Origin of the sequence: Streptomyces zaehneri (genome assembly GCF_032248645.1) — a bacterium.
In the GTDB taxonomy this organism is placed as follows: domain Bacteria; phylum Actinomycetota; class Actinomycetes; order Streptomycetales; family Streptomycetaceae; genus Streptomyces; species Streptomyces coriariae.
This window is the reverse complement of record NZ_JASTTJ010000009.1, coordinates 220,461-235,859: the sequence shown is the minus strand read 5'-3', so window position 1 is coordinate 235,859 and position 15,399 is coordinate 220,461. Positions and strand designations below refer to the sequence as shown.

General features: G+C 70.0%; 13 protein-coding genes. 9 read left to right on the top strand and 4 right to left on the bottom strand.

What is annotated here, in order from left to right; genetic code table 11:
• Nucleotides 1-2 precede the first annotated feature (2 nt).
• The 4 genes from QQM72_RS17720 to QQM72_RS17705 all read right to left on the bottom strand — a co-directional run bounded on the left by QQM72_RS17720 (nt 3) and on the right by QQM72_RS17705 (nt 4,050).
• On the bottom strand, nt 3-2,108 hold the full coding sequence (locus QQM72_RS17720) for a peptidoglycan DD-metalloendopeptidase family protein (protein WP_314221840.1): 2,106 nt from the start codon (nt 2,106-2,108) through the stop codon (nt 3-5).
• Between the two features lie 6 nt (nt 2,109-2,114).
• Entirely contained in the window at nt 2,115-2,783 is a 669-nt protein-coding gene (locus QQM72_RS17715; protein WP_314221839.1) for a hypothetical protein, read from the bottom strand.
• Nucleotides 2,784-2,940: 157 nt separating this feature from the next.
• Nucleotides 2,941-3,303, bottom strand: coding sequence for a DUF4913 domain-containing protein (locus QQM72_RS17710; RefSeq protein ID WP_314221838.1), 363 nt, complete (start codon nt 3,301-3,303; stop codon nt 2,941-2,943).
• A gap of 171 nt (nt 3,304-3,474) precedes the next feature.
• Complete coding sequence (locus QQM72_RS17705) at nt 3,475-4,050, bottom strand: hypothetical protein (RefSeq protein ID WP_314221837.1); 576 nt, start codon at nt 4,048-4,050, stop codon at nt 3,475-3,477.
• A 338-nt stretch (nt 4,051-4,388) separates the two neighbouring features.
• On the opposite strand from QQM72_RS17705, the gene QQM72_RS17700 reads away from it, so the two are divergent.
• From QQM72_RS17700 to QQM72_RS17660, 9 genes are all read left to right on the top strand, one after another.
• Entirely contained in the window at nt 4,389-6,053 is a 1,665-nt protein-coding gene (locus tag QQM72_RS17700; RefSeq protein ID WP_314221836.1) for a conjugal transfer protein, read from the top strand.
• 79 nt (nt 6,054-6,132) lie between these two features.
• Nucleotides 6,133-6,396, top strand: a complete 264-nt coding sequence (locus tag QQM72_RS17695) for a hypothetical protein (RefSeq protein ID WP_307164503.1) — start codon at nt 6,133-6,135, stop codon at nt 6,394-6,396.
• A 55-nt stretch (nt 6,397-6,451) separates the two neighbouring features.
• Nucleotides 6,452-6,934: a hypothetical protein gene (locus tag QQM72_RS17690; protein ID WP_314221835.1), complete on the top strand. Its 483-nt coding sequence runs from the start codon at nt 6,452-6,454 to the stop codon at nt 6,932-6,934.
• 36 nt (nt 6,935-6,970) lie between these two features.
• Entirely contained in the window at nt 6,971-9,964 is a 2,994-nt protein-coding gene (locus QQM72_RS17685) for an ATP-binding protein (protein ID WP_314221834.1), read from the top strand.
• A gap of 100 nt (nt 9,965-10,064) precedes the next feature.
• Nucleotides 10,065-10,667: a hypothetical protein gene (locus tag QQM72_RS17680; protein ID WP_314221833.1), complete on the top strand. Its 603-nt coding sequence runs from the start codon at nt 10,065-10,067 to the stop codon at nt 10,665-10,667.
• 53 nt (nt 10,668-10,720) lie between these two features.
• Nucleotides 10,721-12,913, top strand: a complete 2,193-nt coding sequence (locus QQM72_RS17675) for a hypothetical protein (RefSeq protein WP_314221832.1) — start codon at nt 10,721-10,723, stop codon at nt 12,911-12,913.
• Nucleotides 12,914-12,960: 47 nt separating this feature from the next.
• On the top strand, nt 12,961-13,590 hold the full coding sequence (locus QQM72_RS17670) for a hypothetical protein (protein WP_314221831.1): 630 nt from the start codon (nt 12,961-12,963) through the stop codon (nt 13,588-13,590).
• A gap of 25 nt (nt 13,591-13,615) precedes the next feature.
• A complete protein-coding gene (locus tag QQM72_RS17665; protein WP_314221830.1) occupies nt 13,616-14,239 on the top strand; it encodes a hypothetical protein in 624 nt (207 codons plus the stop codon).
• Nucleotides 14,236-15,396, top strand: a complete 1,161-nt coding sequence (locus QQM72_RS17660) for a hypothetical protein (protein ID WP_314221829.1) — start codon at nt 14,236-14,238, stop codon at nt 15,394-15,396. The genes QQM72_RS17665 and QQM72_RS17660 overlap by 4 nt, the downstream gene beginning before the upstream one ends.
• The last annotated feature ends 3 nt before the right edge of the window (nt 15,397-15,399 follow it).

The window sequence follows — 15,399 nt, the reverse complement described above, 5'->3', positions numbered from 1 at the left end:
TGTCAGGCGCCCTTCTCTTGGCCCGTGCCGTTGCCCTCGACCGGGTCAGTGCCCGGGGGGATCGGGACGCGGTAGACGCCGGTGATCTGGTCCTGGTAGTCCCACTTGCTGAACTCGACCGTCTTGCCCGGCCGCGGAGCATGGATGATCTTGTGGCCCTTGGGGTCCCAGACCAGGCCGACGTGGCCCGAATGGCCGGCCTCCGGGCGGAAGAAGATGACGTCGCCGGGCTGGGCCTCGGACAACGACACCTCGTACTTCTTGAGGTAGGGCTCCTGTGTGTACGTCGTCGTACCGATGTTGATCTTCCCGCCGCTGGCCATGTAGTACACCCACTGCGTGAAGCTCGAGCAGTCGAAGCTGGTAGGGCTCTGGCCCTGAAGCCGCGGCGCGCCGAACACGTAGGGCACGCCGATGCCCCGTTGGGCCCAGCCGAGGACCGCGCGGATCACGGGGTCGTCGGCGTCGGGGATGACGCCGGAGGCGCCGGCGCCGTCCGGGGCGACGGCCGCGCTGCCGTTCTCCTCCGCGCAGTCGGCGTACTGGGCGTCCTTGCCCTGGTCCTCGTCGACCGAACCCGGAACGGTGCCGTAGTCCGGGTTGGCGGTGATCCGGCCCTTCATCCAGGCCTGGGGGTCGACCATGCCGGGGCCCGCGTCCTGACCGCCGACGAACGGGTTGTCGACCCCCGGGACCCGCACCTCCCAGTGCAGGTGGGGCCCGGTGACGTTGCCGGTCGCGCCGACCGTGCCGATCAGGTCGCCGCGCTTGACCGTCTGTCCGACGGACACCTTGATCGAGGTCTGGTGGGCGTAGAGCGTGATGACGCCGCCCTCGTGCTGGATCTCCGTCTCGTTGCCGTACGAACCGCCGGGCCCGGCGTGGACGATCTTGCCGTCGGCCGGGGCGTAGATCGGGGTTCCGGAGGTCGCCACCAGGTCGAGGCCGGTGTGGTAGCCGAGACTCCACATGCTGCCGTTCTCGTGGTACTTGGTGCCGAGGGTGTAGCTGCCCTCCTTGAGGGGCCACTGCCAGCCCGCCCCACCGGTGGGCTGCTTCGCCGCAGGGAGGGCAACGGTGGTGACACCGGTGGTCTCGAGAGTGCTCGTGGTGTACGCGGCCGGCGCCATGGCCGTGGTGCTCTGCGCACCGTCGTCCGCGTCCAGCGCCGGGGTGGACCACGAGCGGGGCGAGGTAGCGGCGATGCCGAGCGCGGAGCCGGGCTGGGCGTTGTTGCCGACCGGCTCCGGAATGTCCGACTGCTGACCGAGCGTGGGGAAGTCGGGGTTCTTCTCGACGGTCTCCTTCAGATGGGCGTACCAGCGCTTGATCAGATCCTGATCGCCCGTGAGGACCCCGTGGTAGCGGGTGGCCTGGGTGATGACGACCCGCGGGTAGATCGTGTTGGAGGCCGTGGAGCCGGAATAGATCTGCAACGCCTTGAAGGGCGCGGTCTCGGCCTTCTTGGCGTGCAGGAAGTTGGCGGCTGCCCACGCCGCGTCGTCGATGTTGTAGAGGTCCTTCTTGCCGTCGCCGTTGCCGTCCGCGCCGTAGTCCGTCCACGCAGGAGTGCCGAACTGGAGGATGCCCATGTAACCGAGTGAGTTCTTGCCCCCGGGCGCGGCCGACTTGTCCTGGCCGTACTTGGTCTCCTGGTACATCTGCCCGGCGATGAGCGCCCAGTCGAGGCCGTCGTAGCGGGCGGCGGCACGCATCGCGGCGAGGATCATCTTCGGCGGTATCTCGTTGCGCGCCGCCTCGCTCGGCATGTACACCTTGCCGGCCGGCAGGATCGGGTTGGTGGCCGCGGCGTCACCTGTGTTGCCGGCGTTGGCGTTGTCGGCGTAGTCGCCGCAGGCGGCAGCGACGGCGCCGTTGCCGGTGCCGCCGATCATGCCCATGAGGATGATGGTCACCAGGGATATGCCGCCGAACGTCAGCAGTCCGCCACTGCCGCCGAGGATGAGCCAGAGCTTGAGGTTGCTCTTGTCCTTGCCCTTGTCGTCGCCCTGACCGCCACCCGCGGACGCGGCCTGACGGGCCTTCTTGGCGGTCTTGGCGATCTTCGCGGCCTTCGACGCGGCCGCCAGTACGGCGGGTGCCACCATGCCGGCTCACTCCCCCGATTCGTCAGAGGCGCCCACGTCGCCGAGACCGAAGATGTCGAAGCCGGAGACGACCCACACGCCGCTCTCCTCCTTGACGGTCACCAGCCACCGGTTGGACTCCGTGACGGTCTTGTTGTCGGCAGTCCGTGCGGCGGTCACGTTCACGACGCTGGAGATCGACCGGCCGCTGTCACGCACCAGGTCGTCCGAGATCATCGCGTCCCGCACGACGGTCGCCGTGCCCTTCGAGGAACACCGGCCGGCCTGGCACTGGGCCCAGTCCTTGCCGGTGGGCAGGGCGGTCACCTGCTCCATCTGCGTGTCGCCGGTGGTCAGTTGCAGCAGCGGGGCGCTCCAGGAGACCGGCTTGCTGGCGTGGTCGTACGTGTTGAGACCGGCCATGTACTTCGCCATGACCTCGTGCGCCGCGGCCACCTCGGTGAGCGCGACGATGGGGGTGGCGCCGCCGCTCGGCTGCTGTGTGCCGCCGGACCCGGAGTCCGCGTTCGCCCCGTCCTTCCCCGCGGCCGTGGCGGCGGGAGACGCCGCACCGCCGTCGCCGCTCGACTCGTCCCCGTCGAAGACGGTGAACACCGTGAGCACGGCGACCAGCAGAACTCCGAGCACCGCCAGGGCGAGCAGCCCCGAGCGCTTGCCCTCCTCAGGCACATCCACGCTTCCCGCGCCTCCCTTTGTGCTGATCCGGTACGGCGGGTGACCGGGACACGGTAGGTGGAGGCGGGCGCGGGGGGCTGCGAGGATTCCCGGCGGGGAATCGCGGCGCCGGACCCGGGAAATCGCGGGAAAGCCGTTCCGCCCCCGGCCACCCCGATCACTCCGGGCGCGGATCCACAGGCAGCGGGTCGAACGGGTACGCCGTGTGCCCGTCCTTGGGTGAACAGGCCGCGAACGGACCCGAGTCGGCGTCCATCAGGACCCGCAGATGCGGGTCGGCGTGGTGCAGCCACCACGTGGACATGCCGAGCGCCGGGTCCTGGCGCAGATGTTCCCAGGCCAGCCAGAGCGCCGACAGACGGGCACCGGCCTCGGGGTGCTCCCACCACGTGGGGCACCAGGTGGCCGAACTGCCGTTGACCCGGCGGCGGATCATCTGGGCGAGATAGTCGGAGACAAAGACGAAGACGTCCGCGAAGTAGAACTCCGGCTCCTCGGCTGCGGGTTCGGTAAGCGTCATCGTTCGACTCCTGCGGGCTGCTGTTGGGGAACCGACGGCGGAAGGGTGAGGACAGCGGCCGGGTCGAGGACCCCACGGCGGCCCGCGAGCGGACCGCGCGGGACGGGCGACGGGCGACGGGGCGTACAACGATGTTTCCCCGTCAGGCGATCACTCGACCCGTCCGTGCTCTCAGGTCAGGACGATACCGATCAGCAACAGCACCACCACGACCGCGCCCATCACGATGCGCGCCGTCGGGTCCTCGCGCTCCCACAGGTCATGGACGACGGCCCAGCCGGTCATCCGCGCGGCGCGGCCGCCTTGGAGACGCGCGGCCACACCCTGTTGCTCCTCGCCCTCACCCTCGCCGTCGGCGGGCAGCGGCTGGGGATCCTCGTCGATCCCGACCCGCAGCCCCTGCTGCTCCTGCGCCACCAGGACCATCTGCTCGAGGAGTTCGGGAATCGTGTTCGGCGTGAGGGGATAGGCGAAGGTCCCGTACGGCGTCTCCACGCACAGGCTGGCCTGCCAGGGGTTGCCGGGCTCGTAGCCGTCGATCCAGGCGTGTTCGGCCTGGAAGACCTGCCGGGCGGCCAGGGCCGGCTGCGGGTCCGGGACCGGTACGGCGGCAGGGGCGGGGACAGGAGCAGGGGCGGCGGCAGGAGCCTGCTGGACCGGCGGAGCCTGCTGGGGGATCTCCCAGGTGCGCGGGTCGGGCTGCTCCGGAGGTTGCGGCTGCTGCGGGTGCCCGTTGTGGTCGGTCAACTCTCGTCCTTCGCCGGGTCCGTCGGGTCCAAGGGGGTGGTGCCGGGTGGCGCTAGCCGGGGCACCTCGGGCACACGTGCCCAGCGCATTGTGGGCCCAGGGCGGGCCGGTACGGCACGACGCCTTGCAATCGTGTCCCTGACATTTTTCCCGAGCGTTTTCCTCATGGCCGCGACATCGGGAATCCCCGCAGTCCCGGCGAGGAAAGTGACCCCGGTCCGGTGGCAGGTCTTTGTCACACTGCCAAGCGCACCTGGCCGGGCCAGGGCCCGTCGTGCGGTGCGGTCGTGAACCCGCCCAGGCGGACGGGGAACCGACTCGCTGGAGTAACCGACTCGATGACAGACCACAACAGCCCTGCTGGCGCGGTCGGCGGAGGCCAGCCTTCCGGGCAGCCCGGGTCCTTCGGTCCCTCCCAGCAGCCACCGCAGCAGCAGTGGCAGGGCCAAGGGCAGCCGGCCCCCGCCCCGCAGCCGGCCCCGCAACAGGCCACCTCCCCGCAGCAGCCGCTGCCCTCCGACGCGGCCCGCGCCCAGGTCGCCGCCGCCTGGGTGCGCAGCACGCCCCGGGCAGGCCAGGCCGCCGTCCCGTCGCTGCCGCCGCGTGAGACGCGCCCCCAGGGCGAGTCGAAGAAGGAGAAGCGCGAGCGCGAGCGGGCGGCGCGCAAGGCGGCCTACGAGCAGAAGAAGGCGGAGAAGGAGCAGCGCAAGAGGGGCGGTACGACGGCGGCCGCCGCGTCGGCGCCGGTCGCCACCGCCCCGGCCGCCGTGCCCCAGGCCCCCGTGGCCGGCGCCCCGACGCTCTCGCTCGGGCCCACGGCGGGCACTCCCGCCGCAGCGGCTCGGACCAGCACCCCGGGCCCCACCGTCGCCCCCGCCGCGTCCGCCGCGTCCGCCCCCAAGCCTCACCGCGACTTCGTCGTGCCCAAGCCCGGCGGCCGTATCTCCACCGGCGGGCGCCGCACGCACGTCGCCCTCCGCGCCACCCTGCTGATCACCACGTGTGTGTTCGCGCTGGGCTCCTGCGGGGTGATGGGACTGGTGATCGGCAAGTCGTCCGGCCCCAAGACCGCCGGGCTGGACAGCGCCGACGTGAACAAATACCACCTCACCGACTTCCCGACCCGGCAGGCGGCGACCTTCGCCGAGCAGTACGCCCTGCTGTGCATGACGTTCTCCCCGGAGACCGCGTCCACGCGCCGGGCCGACCTCGCCCGCTACGCCTCCTCCGGTGTCGACGCCGAATGCGGATGGAGCGGCGAGGGGACCTCCACGGCCGTCTCCGCCACCTGGGACGGGACTGCCGAGAAGCTCGCCGAGTACGGCGACCACGGCCGCTACATCGGGGTCCAGGTCCGCACCGACGACGGCACGCTCACCACGCTCACCGTCCCCGTCTACGTGAAGAGCCTCACGACGGGCGAGGGCATGCGCGTCGCCGGCGATGTCGGCCAGATGCCCCTGCCAGGCCGCGCGGACGTGCCGGAGACCGACCAGGACGACGAGGTCGTGGACGACGGTCTGGCCCAGCAGCTTCAGCAGCAGGTACTGCCGGGCTACTTCGCTGCGTGGGGCGCGTCCGACGCCACCGCGATGACCCGCTTCACCACGCCCGACGCTTCGGAGTCGGCCACCGCCGGCCTGGCCGGGCGGCTGACGACCCCGACGATCAACGACGTCGTCGCACTCGTCCCGAAGAACGTACAGAACACCGATCCGTACGCGTACCCCGCCGGACAGGCCGTCGAGGTCCGCGTGGTCGTCGACTGGGGCGACCCGAAGGGCGAAACGGTGCGCCGCGCCTACCGGATGACGGTGGTGAACACGGCCCAGGGCTGGTTCATCAAGGACATCCGCGGTGGCGTGCTCGACTCACAGGGCGGACGGGCCGACAGCGAAGGGGGCACGGGCGCCGCCTCTCCCTCGACGAGTGCTTCCGCCTCCGCGTCCCCGTCCACCTCCGCCTCCGCCTCCACGACCACCCAGTCGTCCAAGGGCCGGTAGCCCCGCAAGTCCTGACCGGGACCGCGCCGCCCTCACTCCCATCGCCTGACTACTGCTTCACCACCCGAGAGGAAACACCGTGTACCTGGCCGCCACCACCATGGAGGACATGTTCGGAGAGATCGAGACGATCCTCCGCAACGCCGGCACGATGGTCGCCGTCATCGCCCTTCTCATCCTCGGCATCCGCATGCTCCTGTCGATGAAGCGCGGCGACGGCATGCGCGAGGCCTTCCAGGGCTTCGGCATGATCGCGCTCGCCGCTCTCATCATCGGAGGCGCCACCGGCCTCGCCGGTCTCCTCATCGACCTCGGCGGCCAGATCGGCGGCGGCAACGGCTGACGTCCGTCGCCGGATGGACCGTCAGTAGCCGTCCCCATCAAGGGAGTTCGCAGACATGAGCCAGGAGGCACCGGAGCCGCTGGTCGCGTACGACCACACCGATCTGGTCAACCGCCCCAAAAGGATCTGGAACTGGGGCAACATCCCGCTGCCGGGCCTGCTGCTGCCCGCTCTGGGCGCGGCCTTCGGCTTCGGGCTGATCTGGCTCATCGCTCTGTTCACGATGTCGGCCTTCCTGCCCTTCCTGGGGATGTCGATGTGGACGTCGATCCTCTACTTCGGGCCGCCGTTCGCCGTCTATTTCGTCTGGGGACGGCCGCTGCCCTCGGCGCTCACGCTGAGCCAGCAGATCGTGGTGTGGACCGACTGGTGGTTCCAGCCCAAGCGCCTCCAGGGGCTCGCCGCCGACCAGGAACCCGAGGAACTGCACTGGCAGGTCATCCTCTTCACTCCCGGTTCGCCGCGCTGGCAGTCCCGCTACGAGGCCGCGCGCCGGACCGCCGCCGAGCGCGGCAGCGCCTTCTCCACCTACCGCTGACCCCCTACACGTCAACTACCCCAGGGTGACTCCTCCATGTTCATGTTGATCCTTTTGGGCGGGGCGGCCGCCTTCTTCGTGGTCGCCATGATCATGGCCGCCTCGTCGAGCAAGAAGAACGGCCGGGGCGGCCAGGGCGGCGGCAGGAACTCCTCCGCCGCGCGCTCCAAGCCGTCCGGCTCCTCGGCCGCCACCCGCCGCGAGGACCTCCGCCTCCCCTACCGCTACGCCGACGACATGATCTTCGTGCACGGCGACTCGGTGTGGACGGGCATCGTCCTGCCCAACGCCATCGACGAGTACCTGAACGCCGGCGAGCTCCAGGCGATGGCCGAGGGCCCCGCCCGCGGTCTGCTCAACCTGGCCCGCGGCGACCGCAACGTCGAGTGCCACTACCGCAAGGTCTACCAGCCGATCACGGCCATGACCTGGGCGGAGGAACTGAACGCGGTCGCCTGGGACCCCACCGAGAACTACAAGGCGTACAACCTGCGCAAGGCGGAGTACCAGGAGCGCATCGGCGCCAAGCGCGAGCGCAACATCCTGCTGGTGAAGCTGGGTTCGCTGAAGCGCACCAACGGCGGCAGCGGAGTCGTCGCCCAGGACGACGAGCCGTACGACGAGCCCGGCCTCCTCCAGGGTGTCCGCGGCGCCGCCGACCAGGCCGCCGCCACCGCGACCGGCGTCACGGACGAGTACCTCTCCCCGCACGTCCTCGCCGAGTGGACGCAGGTCGCGGTCGAGGTCCACGAGAGCCTGGAGGGCCTCAAGGGCACCCCGCTCAGCCGCGAGGAGCTCGTCTGGCTGATCCGCAAGCCGCTCCACGGCGACCTGCCGGTCCCGCCGGAGCCGGTGCTCGGCTCGCGCGCCTGGGGACCGAACCAGTTCGACCTGGTCGTCGACTTCTCCGGCGAGAACCGCAAGACGCACATCGTCCTGAACCAGTACGACGAGGTGACGGGCGAGCAGCAGACCAGCTACACCACCACCCTCGTGGCCGCCAACTGGCCCGCGGAGACCCGCTTCCGCCAGTCGACCGCGTGGGCGCGCTACGCCGCCCAGCACGTGGACTTCCCCGTCGAGATCGACATGCGCTTCACGCTCATCCCGTACCTGAAGTTCAAGGACCGCGCCGACAAGATCCGCGGCAACCTCGTGGACGAGATGAACGACATGGCCAACTCCGGCCGCAGCCCCGACACCAAGCTGGCCACCCAGGTCACCCGCGCCCAGGAACTCGTCGACGACATCGACGAGCACAAGATGCCGGGCATGGAGGCACAGATCCGCTTCACGATCTCGGCGCACGACGTGAAGGAGCTCGAGCGCCGGCGCCGCGTGCTGGAGATGCAGTTCAAGCAGGACCTGAAGGTCACCCTGCTGCGCCCGACCCGCCAGCAGTGGCGGCTGCTCCAGGCGCAGCTCCCCGGCGACGCGCCCAAGCTGCCGATCGCGCCCTACCTGCGGCTCCAGGAGGTCGAGCAGCTCGGCGCCGGACTGCCCACCGCGGGCACGGAGTTGGGCGACAATCCCGAGCACCGTTCCGGCAAGCGCCTCGGCTGGGTCGGCAACCTGGTCGGCTGGGCGGGCAAGATGCCGGTCCACTACTCCCTGCACGTCGGCCCGGCCCGTAACGACGGCGGTGGCCTGGCCATCGTCGGCGCGTCCGGCGGTGGCAAGTCCTCGCTGGCCCTGCAGAAGTTCTACGAGGAGTCGGAGTCGGGCGTCCGCTGCCTGGTCATCGACCCGAAGACCGACTTCGCGCAGCTCTGCTACTACCTGGCCTTCGGCGCCCAGGTGAACGACCCGGACTTCGCGGGCGACGCGGAGACCGGCCTCCTCGGCACCCCGGCCAGCAAGTTCCAGCCGGTGAACCCGGAGTTCTGGGCCGAGACGGAGGTCGTCGACCTCCTGAAGGGCCAGGCGGGCGTGCTGGACCCGTGGGTCATCGCCCGAGACGTCCCCGCCGGCCGCCTGCTCGCCGAGTCCATGCTCCGCGGCTTCCTCGGCGACGAGGACTACCAGCGCGTACGCCTCCCCGTCATCGAGGGCATGGCGACCGTCATCGGCCGCTACAACTCCGCGATCCGCCAGGCGGTCGAGCAGGGCCACACGGCCCGCGACGCCGAACTCGCCGTACCCCGGCCGACGTTGTGGCAGGTGGTCGACGAGGTCGTTGCGGCCTACGACCACGCGGTGGCGTCCGGCGACCGCGAGGCCATCAAGGACCTGAAGCTCGCGCAGATGCTCCTGACCGAGCTGCGCACGCTCCCCTACGCACGGCTCTCCTTCGCGGAGCGCCCGCAGCCCCTGTCCAGCATGCGCAAGCGCCGTACGGTCATCACCCTGCGCGGCTTCCAGTCCCCCGCGGCCTCCGACCCGCGCAGCTGGAACCCGGCGGAGCGCCTCGCGGCCACGGCCCTCATGGCGGTCGTGGAACTGGGCAGCCAGATGCTCGACGTCGGCTACGAGAAGAACCCGGTGACCGGCGAGATCGGCCTCCGCCCGAAGGCGCTGTTCGTCGACGAGGCGTACGTCGTCACGGCGACCGAGTCCGGCCGCGACCTGATGCGCCGCGCGCTGAAGCAGGGCCGCTCCTACCTGGCGGTCACCGTCCTGATCACCCAGCAGGCCATCGACCTCGTCCAGATCGAGGACTCCGAGGCCCGCAGCGGCGGCGCCAACCAGATCCACACGGTCTTCGCCTTCAAGCAGAAGTCGGCACAGGAAGCGTCCATGGTGGCTCCCCTCCTGGGCCGCCCGGAGAACGACCCGAAGGTCATCGCCGCACTCCAGGAACTCCGCACCGGCGTCTGCCTCCAGCGCGACGCGGACAAGCGCGTCGGCACGGTCGCCGTCGACCTGGTCTTCCAGGAGATCCTCGCCGCCACGGACACCAACGGCACCACCCGCCCGGCCCGTCAGGGCATCAACCCCCCGCTGAGCGTCTGGGACTGGACGTTCCTGCAGGAGGCGGAGGAGGACCCGGCACGGTCGGCGGCACCGGCGGCGGAGACGGCGTCGGTATGACGCCCCGGACTCCACAAGCACCCGGCGGCCCCCGCACCCCGAACGCACTGGCTGAAGGCTGCGTGCTGAGCAACCACTCCTGCGAATAGGTGAAGAAAGCATGCGAATCAGGCGAGTACTCGTGATCGGCACCGCCCTTGTCGCGCTGGCGGCGGTGGCGGGGTGCGGAAACGACGACGACAAGAAGAGTGGTGACAAGACGTCGTCCAGTCCGTCCGACGGCACCAGTCCGTCCGACGGCACCGGGCAGGACGCGGGCGGCGGCCTGCCCAAGGCGGCGAACCTGGCGTCCATCACCTACTACGTGAACAAGTTCACCTCTTGCCTGGACCTGAAGACGGGCGCCGACTACGACGCCAACCACGACGGCGACAAGACCGCCTGGGGAGCCGACGAGGCGGCGGACCCGTCCTGGGGCATCAAGGAGCGGGGCGTGTGCAGCGACGGGTCCGGCGACCCGGTAGCCCTCCTCTCCGTTGCGGACATGAAGGCGTTCCAGACCGCCGCCAAGGCGAACAACGAGCAGTTCCTGGTCGGCCAGGACTTCGCGGTCATTCCGGTCGGGAGCCAGGTGATCCAGGAGCTGCAGAAGTCCGAGCTCCTGTTCCTGACCTGCGATCCGGACTTCTCAGCGCCGAGCGGCTTCCAGAAGAGCCCGGGACTCGTCGACGGCTGCGTGCTGACCAACTACTTCTCCAGCTGAACCGGCCGGCCCGTTCGGCTCCACTCTGTTCCCGCGTTTCCGAAGGAATCCAGATGCCCTCGCGCAAAGCGTTGCAACGGGCCCTCACCAAGGCCGCCACAGCCGTCCGCGCCGTCGTCTTCGTGGCGCTGGCCCTGACGGCCGTCTCCCTGGCCATGCCTACCCCGGCGTACGCGGGCTTCTCCTGCGACTTCACGGGCGACGACAGCTACCAGATGGACACCCCCGGCACCAACGGCGAGTCCATGTTCGCCGCGGTCATGCAGTGGGACAAGGACACCAAGCAGTCGACGACGCTCCTGGACGACTCCGGGACGACGACCGGCGCGGTGAAGATGGCGAACCCGCCCGACACGTACACGATGTACGAACTCAACGGCATGCGCGGCATGAACTGGTCCCAGACCTTCAAGGGCCAGGGTGACGCCTCCGAGAACAACGGCGACTGGGGCAGCGGCGCCGACGACTGCTCGGTGATGTCCTACGTCAACAACGGCATCGCCGACTCCATCCTCAACGGCACCAAGATCTTCACCCGGGCCGCCATCTCCATCAAGGAGTCCGCCTCCAACCCCAGCCCGCTCGCCGGCCTCTACGAGGGCCGCGACAGCGTCGTGACGACGCTGAAGGAGAACGTGCTGCGTCCGGCCGTACCGGTCATGATCGTGCTGGTCGGCCTGTGGGTGTTCACCAAGTGGCGCAAGGGCGACATGCGCGAGGTGTGGGCGGGCATCTCGTGGTCGGCCCTGACGATCATCGCCGTCACGGCGTTCCTGACGGGCGGCAACTACGACAAGTTCGTGAGCACCGCCGACTCCTACATCGCCCGGGCGAACTCCGCCCTGACCGAAGTCGTCCTCGCAGGCGTCTCGGGGGAGACACAAGCGCCGTGCGACCTGGACAAGGGCGCTTACAACCGGGGCCTGCGCATCTCCAGTTGCGCCATGTACGACACCCTCGTCTTCCGGCCCTGGGCCCTCGGGCAGTTCGGAGACGCGGGCAAGAACTGCATCTTCAAGAAGGAGGGCGGCGGCGAGATCAAGAACGGCGTCTGCGTCCCTGCCGAGAAGAGCAAGAACTGTGCCTGGGGCAAGGGCGCCCGCTGCGAGGACCTCCGGGTGATCCAGCTCGTGGCCCAGTCCAAGACGAACGTCGACGCGTTCAGCGACAAGAAGCTCGACAAGTTCAAGGACGACTGGATACCCATCCGCCAGGAAATAGCGGGCGGCAAGGACAAGGGCGACGACGTCGAGGACATGCACATCTACCCGGTGTCCTTCGACGAGTGGGCCGGAAAGAACGCCGGCAACCGGGTCGGACTCGCCTTCTACTCCATCATCGCCGCGCTCATCGTCGGCCTGATGGTCATCGTCCTCAGCGGCCTCACCCTGCTGTGGCACGCGGTCACCCTGATCCTGGTCATCCTGCTTCCGCTGGTGGCCACGATCGGCATCCACCCCTCCCAGCAGAAGCTGCTGAAGAGCTGGCTGGAGACGTTCATCCACAGCTTCGTGCTACGCGCCGGCTTCGGCGTGATCCTGACCGTGCTGCTGGTGCTCTATCAGATGATCCTGCCGGCCAAGGTCGCCCTCGGCACCCAGCTGCTCATGCTGCTCCTGGTCACCATCGCCATCGTGATGATGCTCAAGAAGCTCCTCGGCGGGAACTTCACCCCGCAGGTCGCGGGCGGCGAGGACATGCTCGGCCTGCGGGACGTCGCGGGCAAGGTGACCGCCATGGCGCCGGGTCTCGCCGCCTCCACGGCCAAGACCTCGGGCCGCGTCGCCGGCGGCGGCGCGAAGGGCGTCGCCTGGACGGCGGACCGGGTCGTCACCGGCGGCAAGGGCCGCGGCAAGATGCAGCAGTGGGGCTGGGTCGGTCAGTCCAAGCGCGAGCAGCGCAAATCCCAGAACCAGGCGTCGGAAACGACGCGCATGAAGTACGAGCAGACGCGCGAGGAGCACGAGGCACGCGCGGCGGCGGAGCCGGAGGCTCCCGCCGCTCCGAAGCGCAGCGGCCGGGTCAGCGGCGGCACCGGCCAGTCGTCCCCGCAGCCGACGACCCCGTCCGAGCCTCGCCCGGCATCGGCTCCCTCCCCTGCCCCCGCCTCCGCTCCCCGGCAGCCGCAACAGCAGGCCCCGCAGCAAGCGCCCCGCCCCCGCCCCGCCCCGGTGGAACAGCCCCCGGCCCAGACTCCGCCGCCTCCGCCGCCCCGGGACCCGCGCGGCCCCAGCGGCCGCGTCTGACCCCGCCCGGCCGCCCCGCCGTACCTTCCACACCAAGGAGCCATCCGATGCCCGTCCTGACCGCCGACCGCACTCCCGACCAACTGGTCGCGGAACTGCAGCGGCTCATCGGCGTGGACTGGCCCACGGTGTGGGCGGGGGTCCCGGAGGACGCGGAGAAGCGGGCGAGGTGGTGCACGGGGTTCGGCTGGCGGGCCCTGTGGTTCGAGGCGGGCCAGTGGGTCCGTACGACACAGGGCAGCCGCCTACACCTCGCCTCGGTCGCCCCCGGCGGCCCGGTGACCCGCCTCGAGCACGTCCTGTGGTCGGTCCGTGCGGGCGCGGCGGCGGAGAACGAGGCGCTGATGTCCCTCACCGCCAGGAAGTGGCCTGCGTACGTCGCCGCCGTCCAGGAGGTACTGAGCGTGCCGTCCTGGTCCGGCGACTGGGACTCGACGGGCTTCCCGGAGTCTCCCGGCCATGCGTACTGGCGGGACGCCGAGTGGCGAGCGGAGCACCGGGACCCGTACCGGCTGGCGGTGTGGTCCTTCCGTACGCCGGGGGCACCGCTGTTCGTGCTCAAGGCGAACCTCGCGGCGGGTACGGCGGCGGGTCCGGGGCTGGGCAGTGCGACGATCTCTCTCGCCTGCCACGGACCGACCGCCCCCGAGGACGACGGCCCCGGCTGGCTGCTGTGACGACGACCGAGACGAGAGACTGATCATGGGCCTCACTTCAGGACCCCAGGACCGCACCCCGCAGGAACTGGTCACCGAGCTGCGGGGACTGACCGACGTGGACTGGCCGACCGTCTGGTCCGGGCCGCCCCGTCCGGGCCAGGGGCTGGACATGTGGTGCGCCCAGTTCGAGTGGACTCCGCTCAGCTTCGAACGGGTGCTTCAGGTACGGACCGAGACGGGGGGCGAGTTCGTCCTGAACGCACCGGGCGGCAGCTGGGCGCCCGTGAACGCCGTCAGTCACTGGCTCTGGAGCGCCGGAGCCGAGACCGCGGCGGACAATCCCTCGGTGCTGGCGGAGGCGGCTCGGGCTTGGCCGGTCTACCTGACGGCGGCCTGTTCGGCACTGGGTGAGCCTGTCTGGGAGGGGGCCTGGGACGCAGACGACTTCCCCGACTCGATCGTCGGCAGGGAGATCGCCGACCCGGAGGTCCGGATCGAGGAGCAGGACCCGTACCGGCTGGCCTACTGGCTGCCTCCGTCGAGCACTGCCCCGCTCATCGTCCTGCGCGTCGCCCTCGCGGTGGGAACGGCGCAGCACGACTGGGACGGCGCCGCGAATCTGTCCGTGCAGTTCCGTCCGCGTCCTGTCGAGAGGGGAGCAGTGTGAGCACCCAGCCGATCCCGCAGGACATCGAGGTCCTCGCCGTCCGGCTCGCCAACGAGGAGGCGGAGCGCGCCGCTTTCGCCAGATCTGCCAAGGGTCGCCGCGAGATCGTCCAGCGTCTGCGGACGGAAGCCGCGGCCCAGGGTCTTCCGGTCAAGGAGTACATCGAAGCTCTGACCAAGGACCCCAAGGGGGTGACACCTCCGCATGACGCCGCCCCCACCAGCGCCTTCTGGTCGTTCGGCATCGACCATCCGGATGCCCCGACGAACCGCTGGAACGAGAACTTCCTCGACAACCGCTACATCGCCGAAGCCTGGGCGAGCTTGCAGAACGACCGGCAGGAGGGTTCCGCGCGGACACTCGAGACGACCGAGGGCGGCCGCAGGCTGAACGCCATGTACCTCTGGGAAGCGGAGGTCCTGAACGCGCTCGGTGGAGCCGACAAGGGCTTCACCGAGGACTGGACTCGCGAGTGCTGGGCCACGATCTCCGAGACGTACGCCAACGAGGCGAAGGGCCCCGTCGCCGTCTTCGCCCAGTACGCCGACACCCGCTCGATCCTCTACAACCGCGAACTCCCCACCCTCCAGACCAACACGGACGTCGGTCTCGACAACATCCACTTCGCCTACGAGGCTCCGCAGACGTGGCCGAAGGAGACCAGGACCGAGGTCGGCACCGACGCGGCACGTGCGCAGTTGCAGTACAACGACCCGACCAAGGCGCACTACGTCGATCCCAAGACCTACCCGGACCAGGACCCCACGGCCCGCAAGGCCGCCCTGGAGTCGCAGTTCACCTCGGTGACGGCCGAGCGCAACGAGCGCGCTGCCGAGAAGAAGGCGGAGCAGGCAGCCGCGAAGACGACCGAAGCGGAACAAACGGAAACCGCAGAACCGACGAGGCAGACGGAGCAGACGGAGCAGACGGAGCAGACGGAGCAGACGGAGGAGTCGACGTCCGATACGGGGCCTCGGCCCACCGTCGAAGCGAAGGAACAGGACAACCCCAAACCCTCCGCCTCCGTTCCCCTGTGGCAGCTCGGCTTCACCCCCAAGCCGGTCGCCGTCGATGCCGGTTCCTCCAGCCCCGCCGCCTCGACGGCCCCGCCGGCGCCCGACCTCCAGAAACAATCCACCGGACCGGGGCTGGGATGAGCG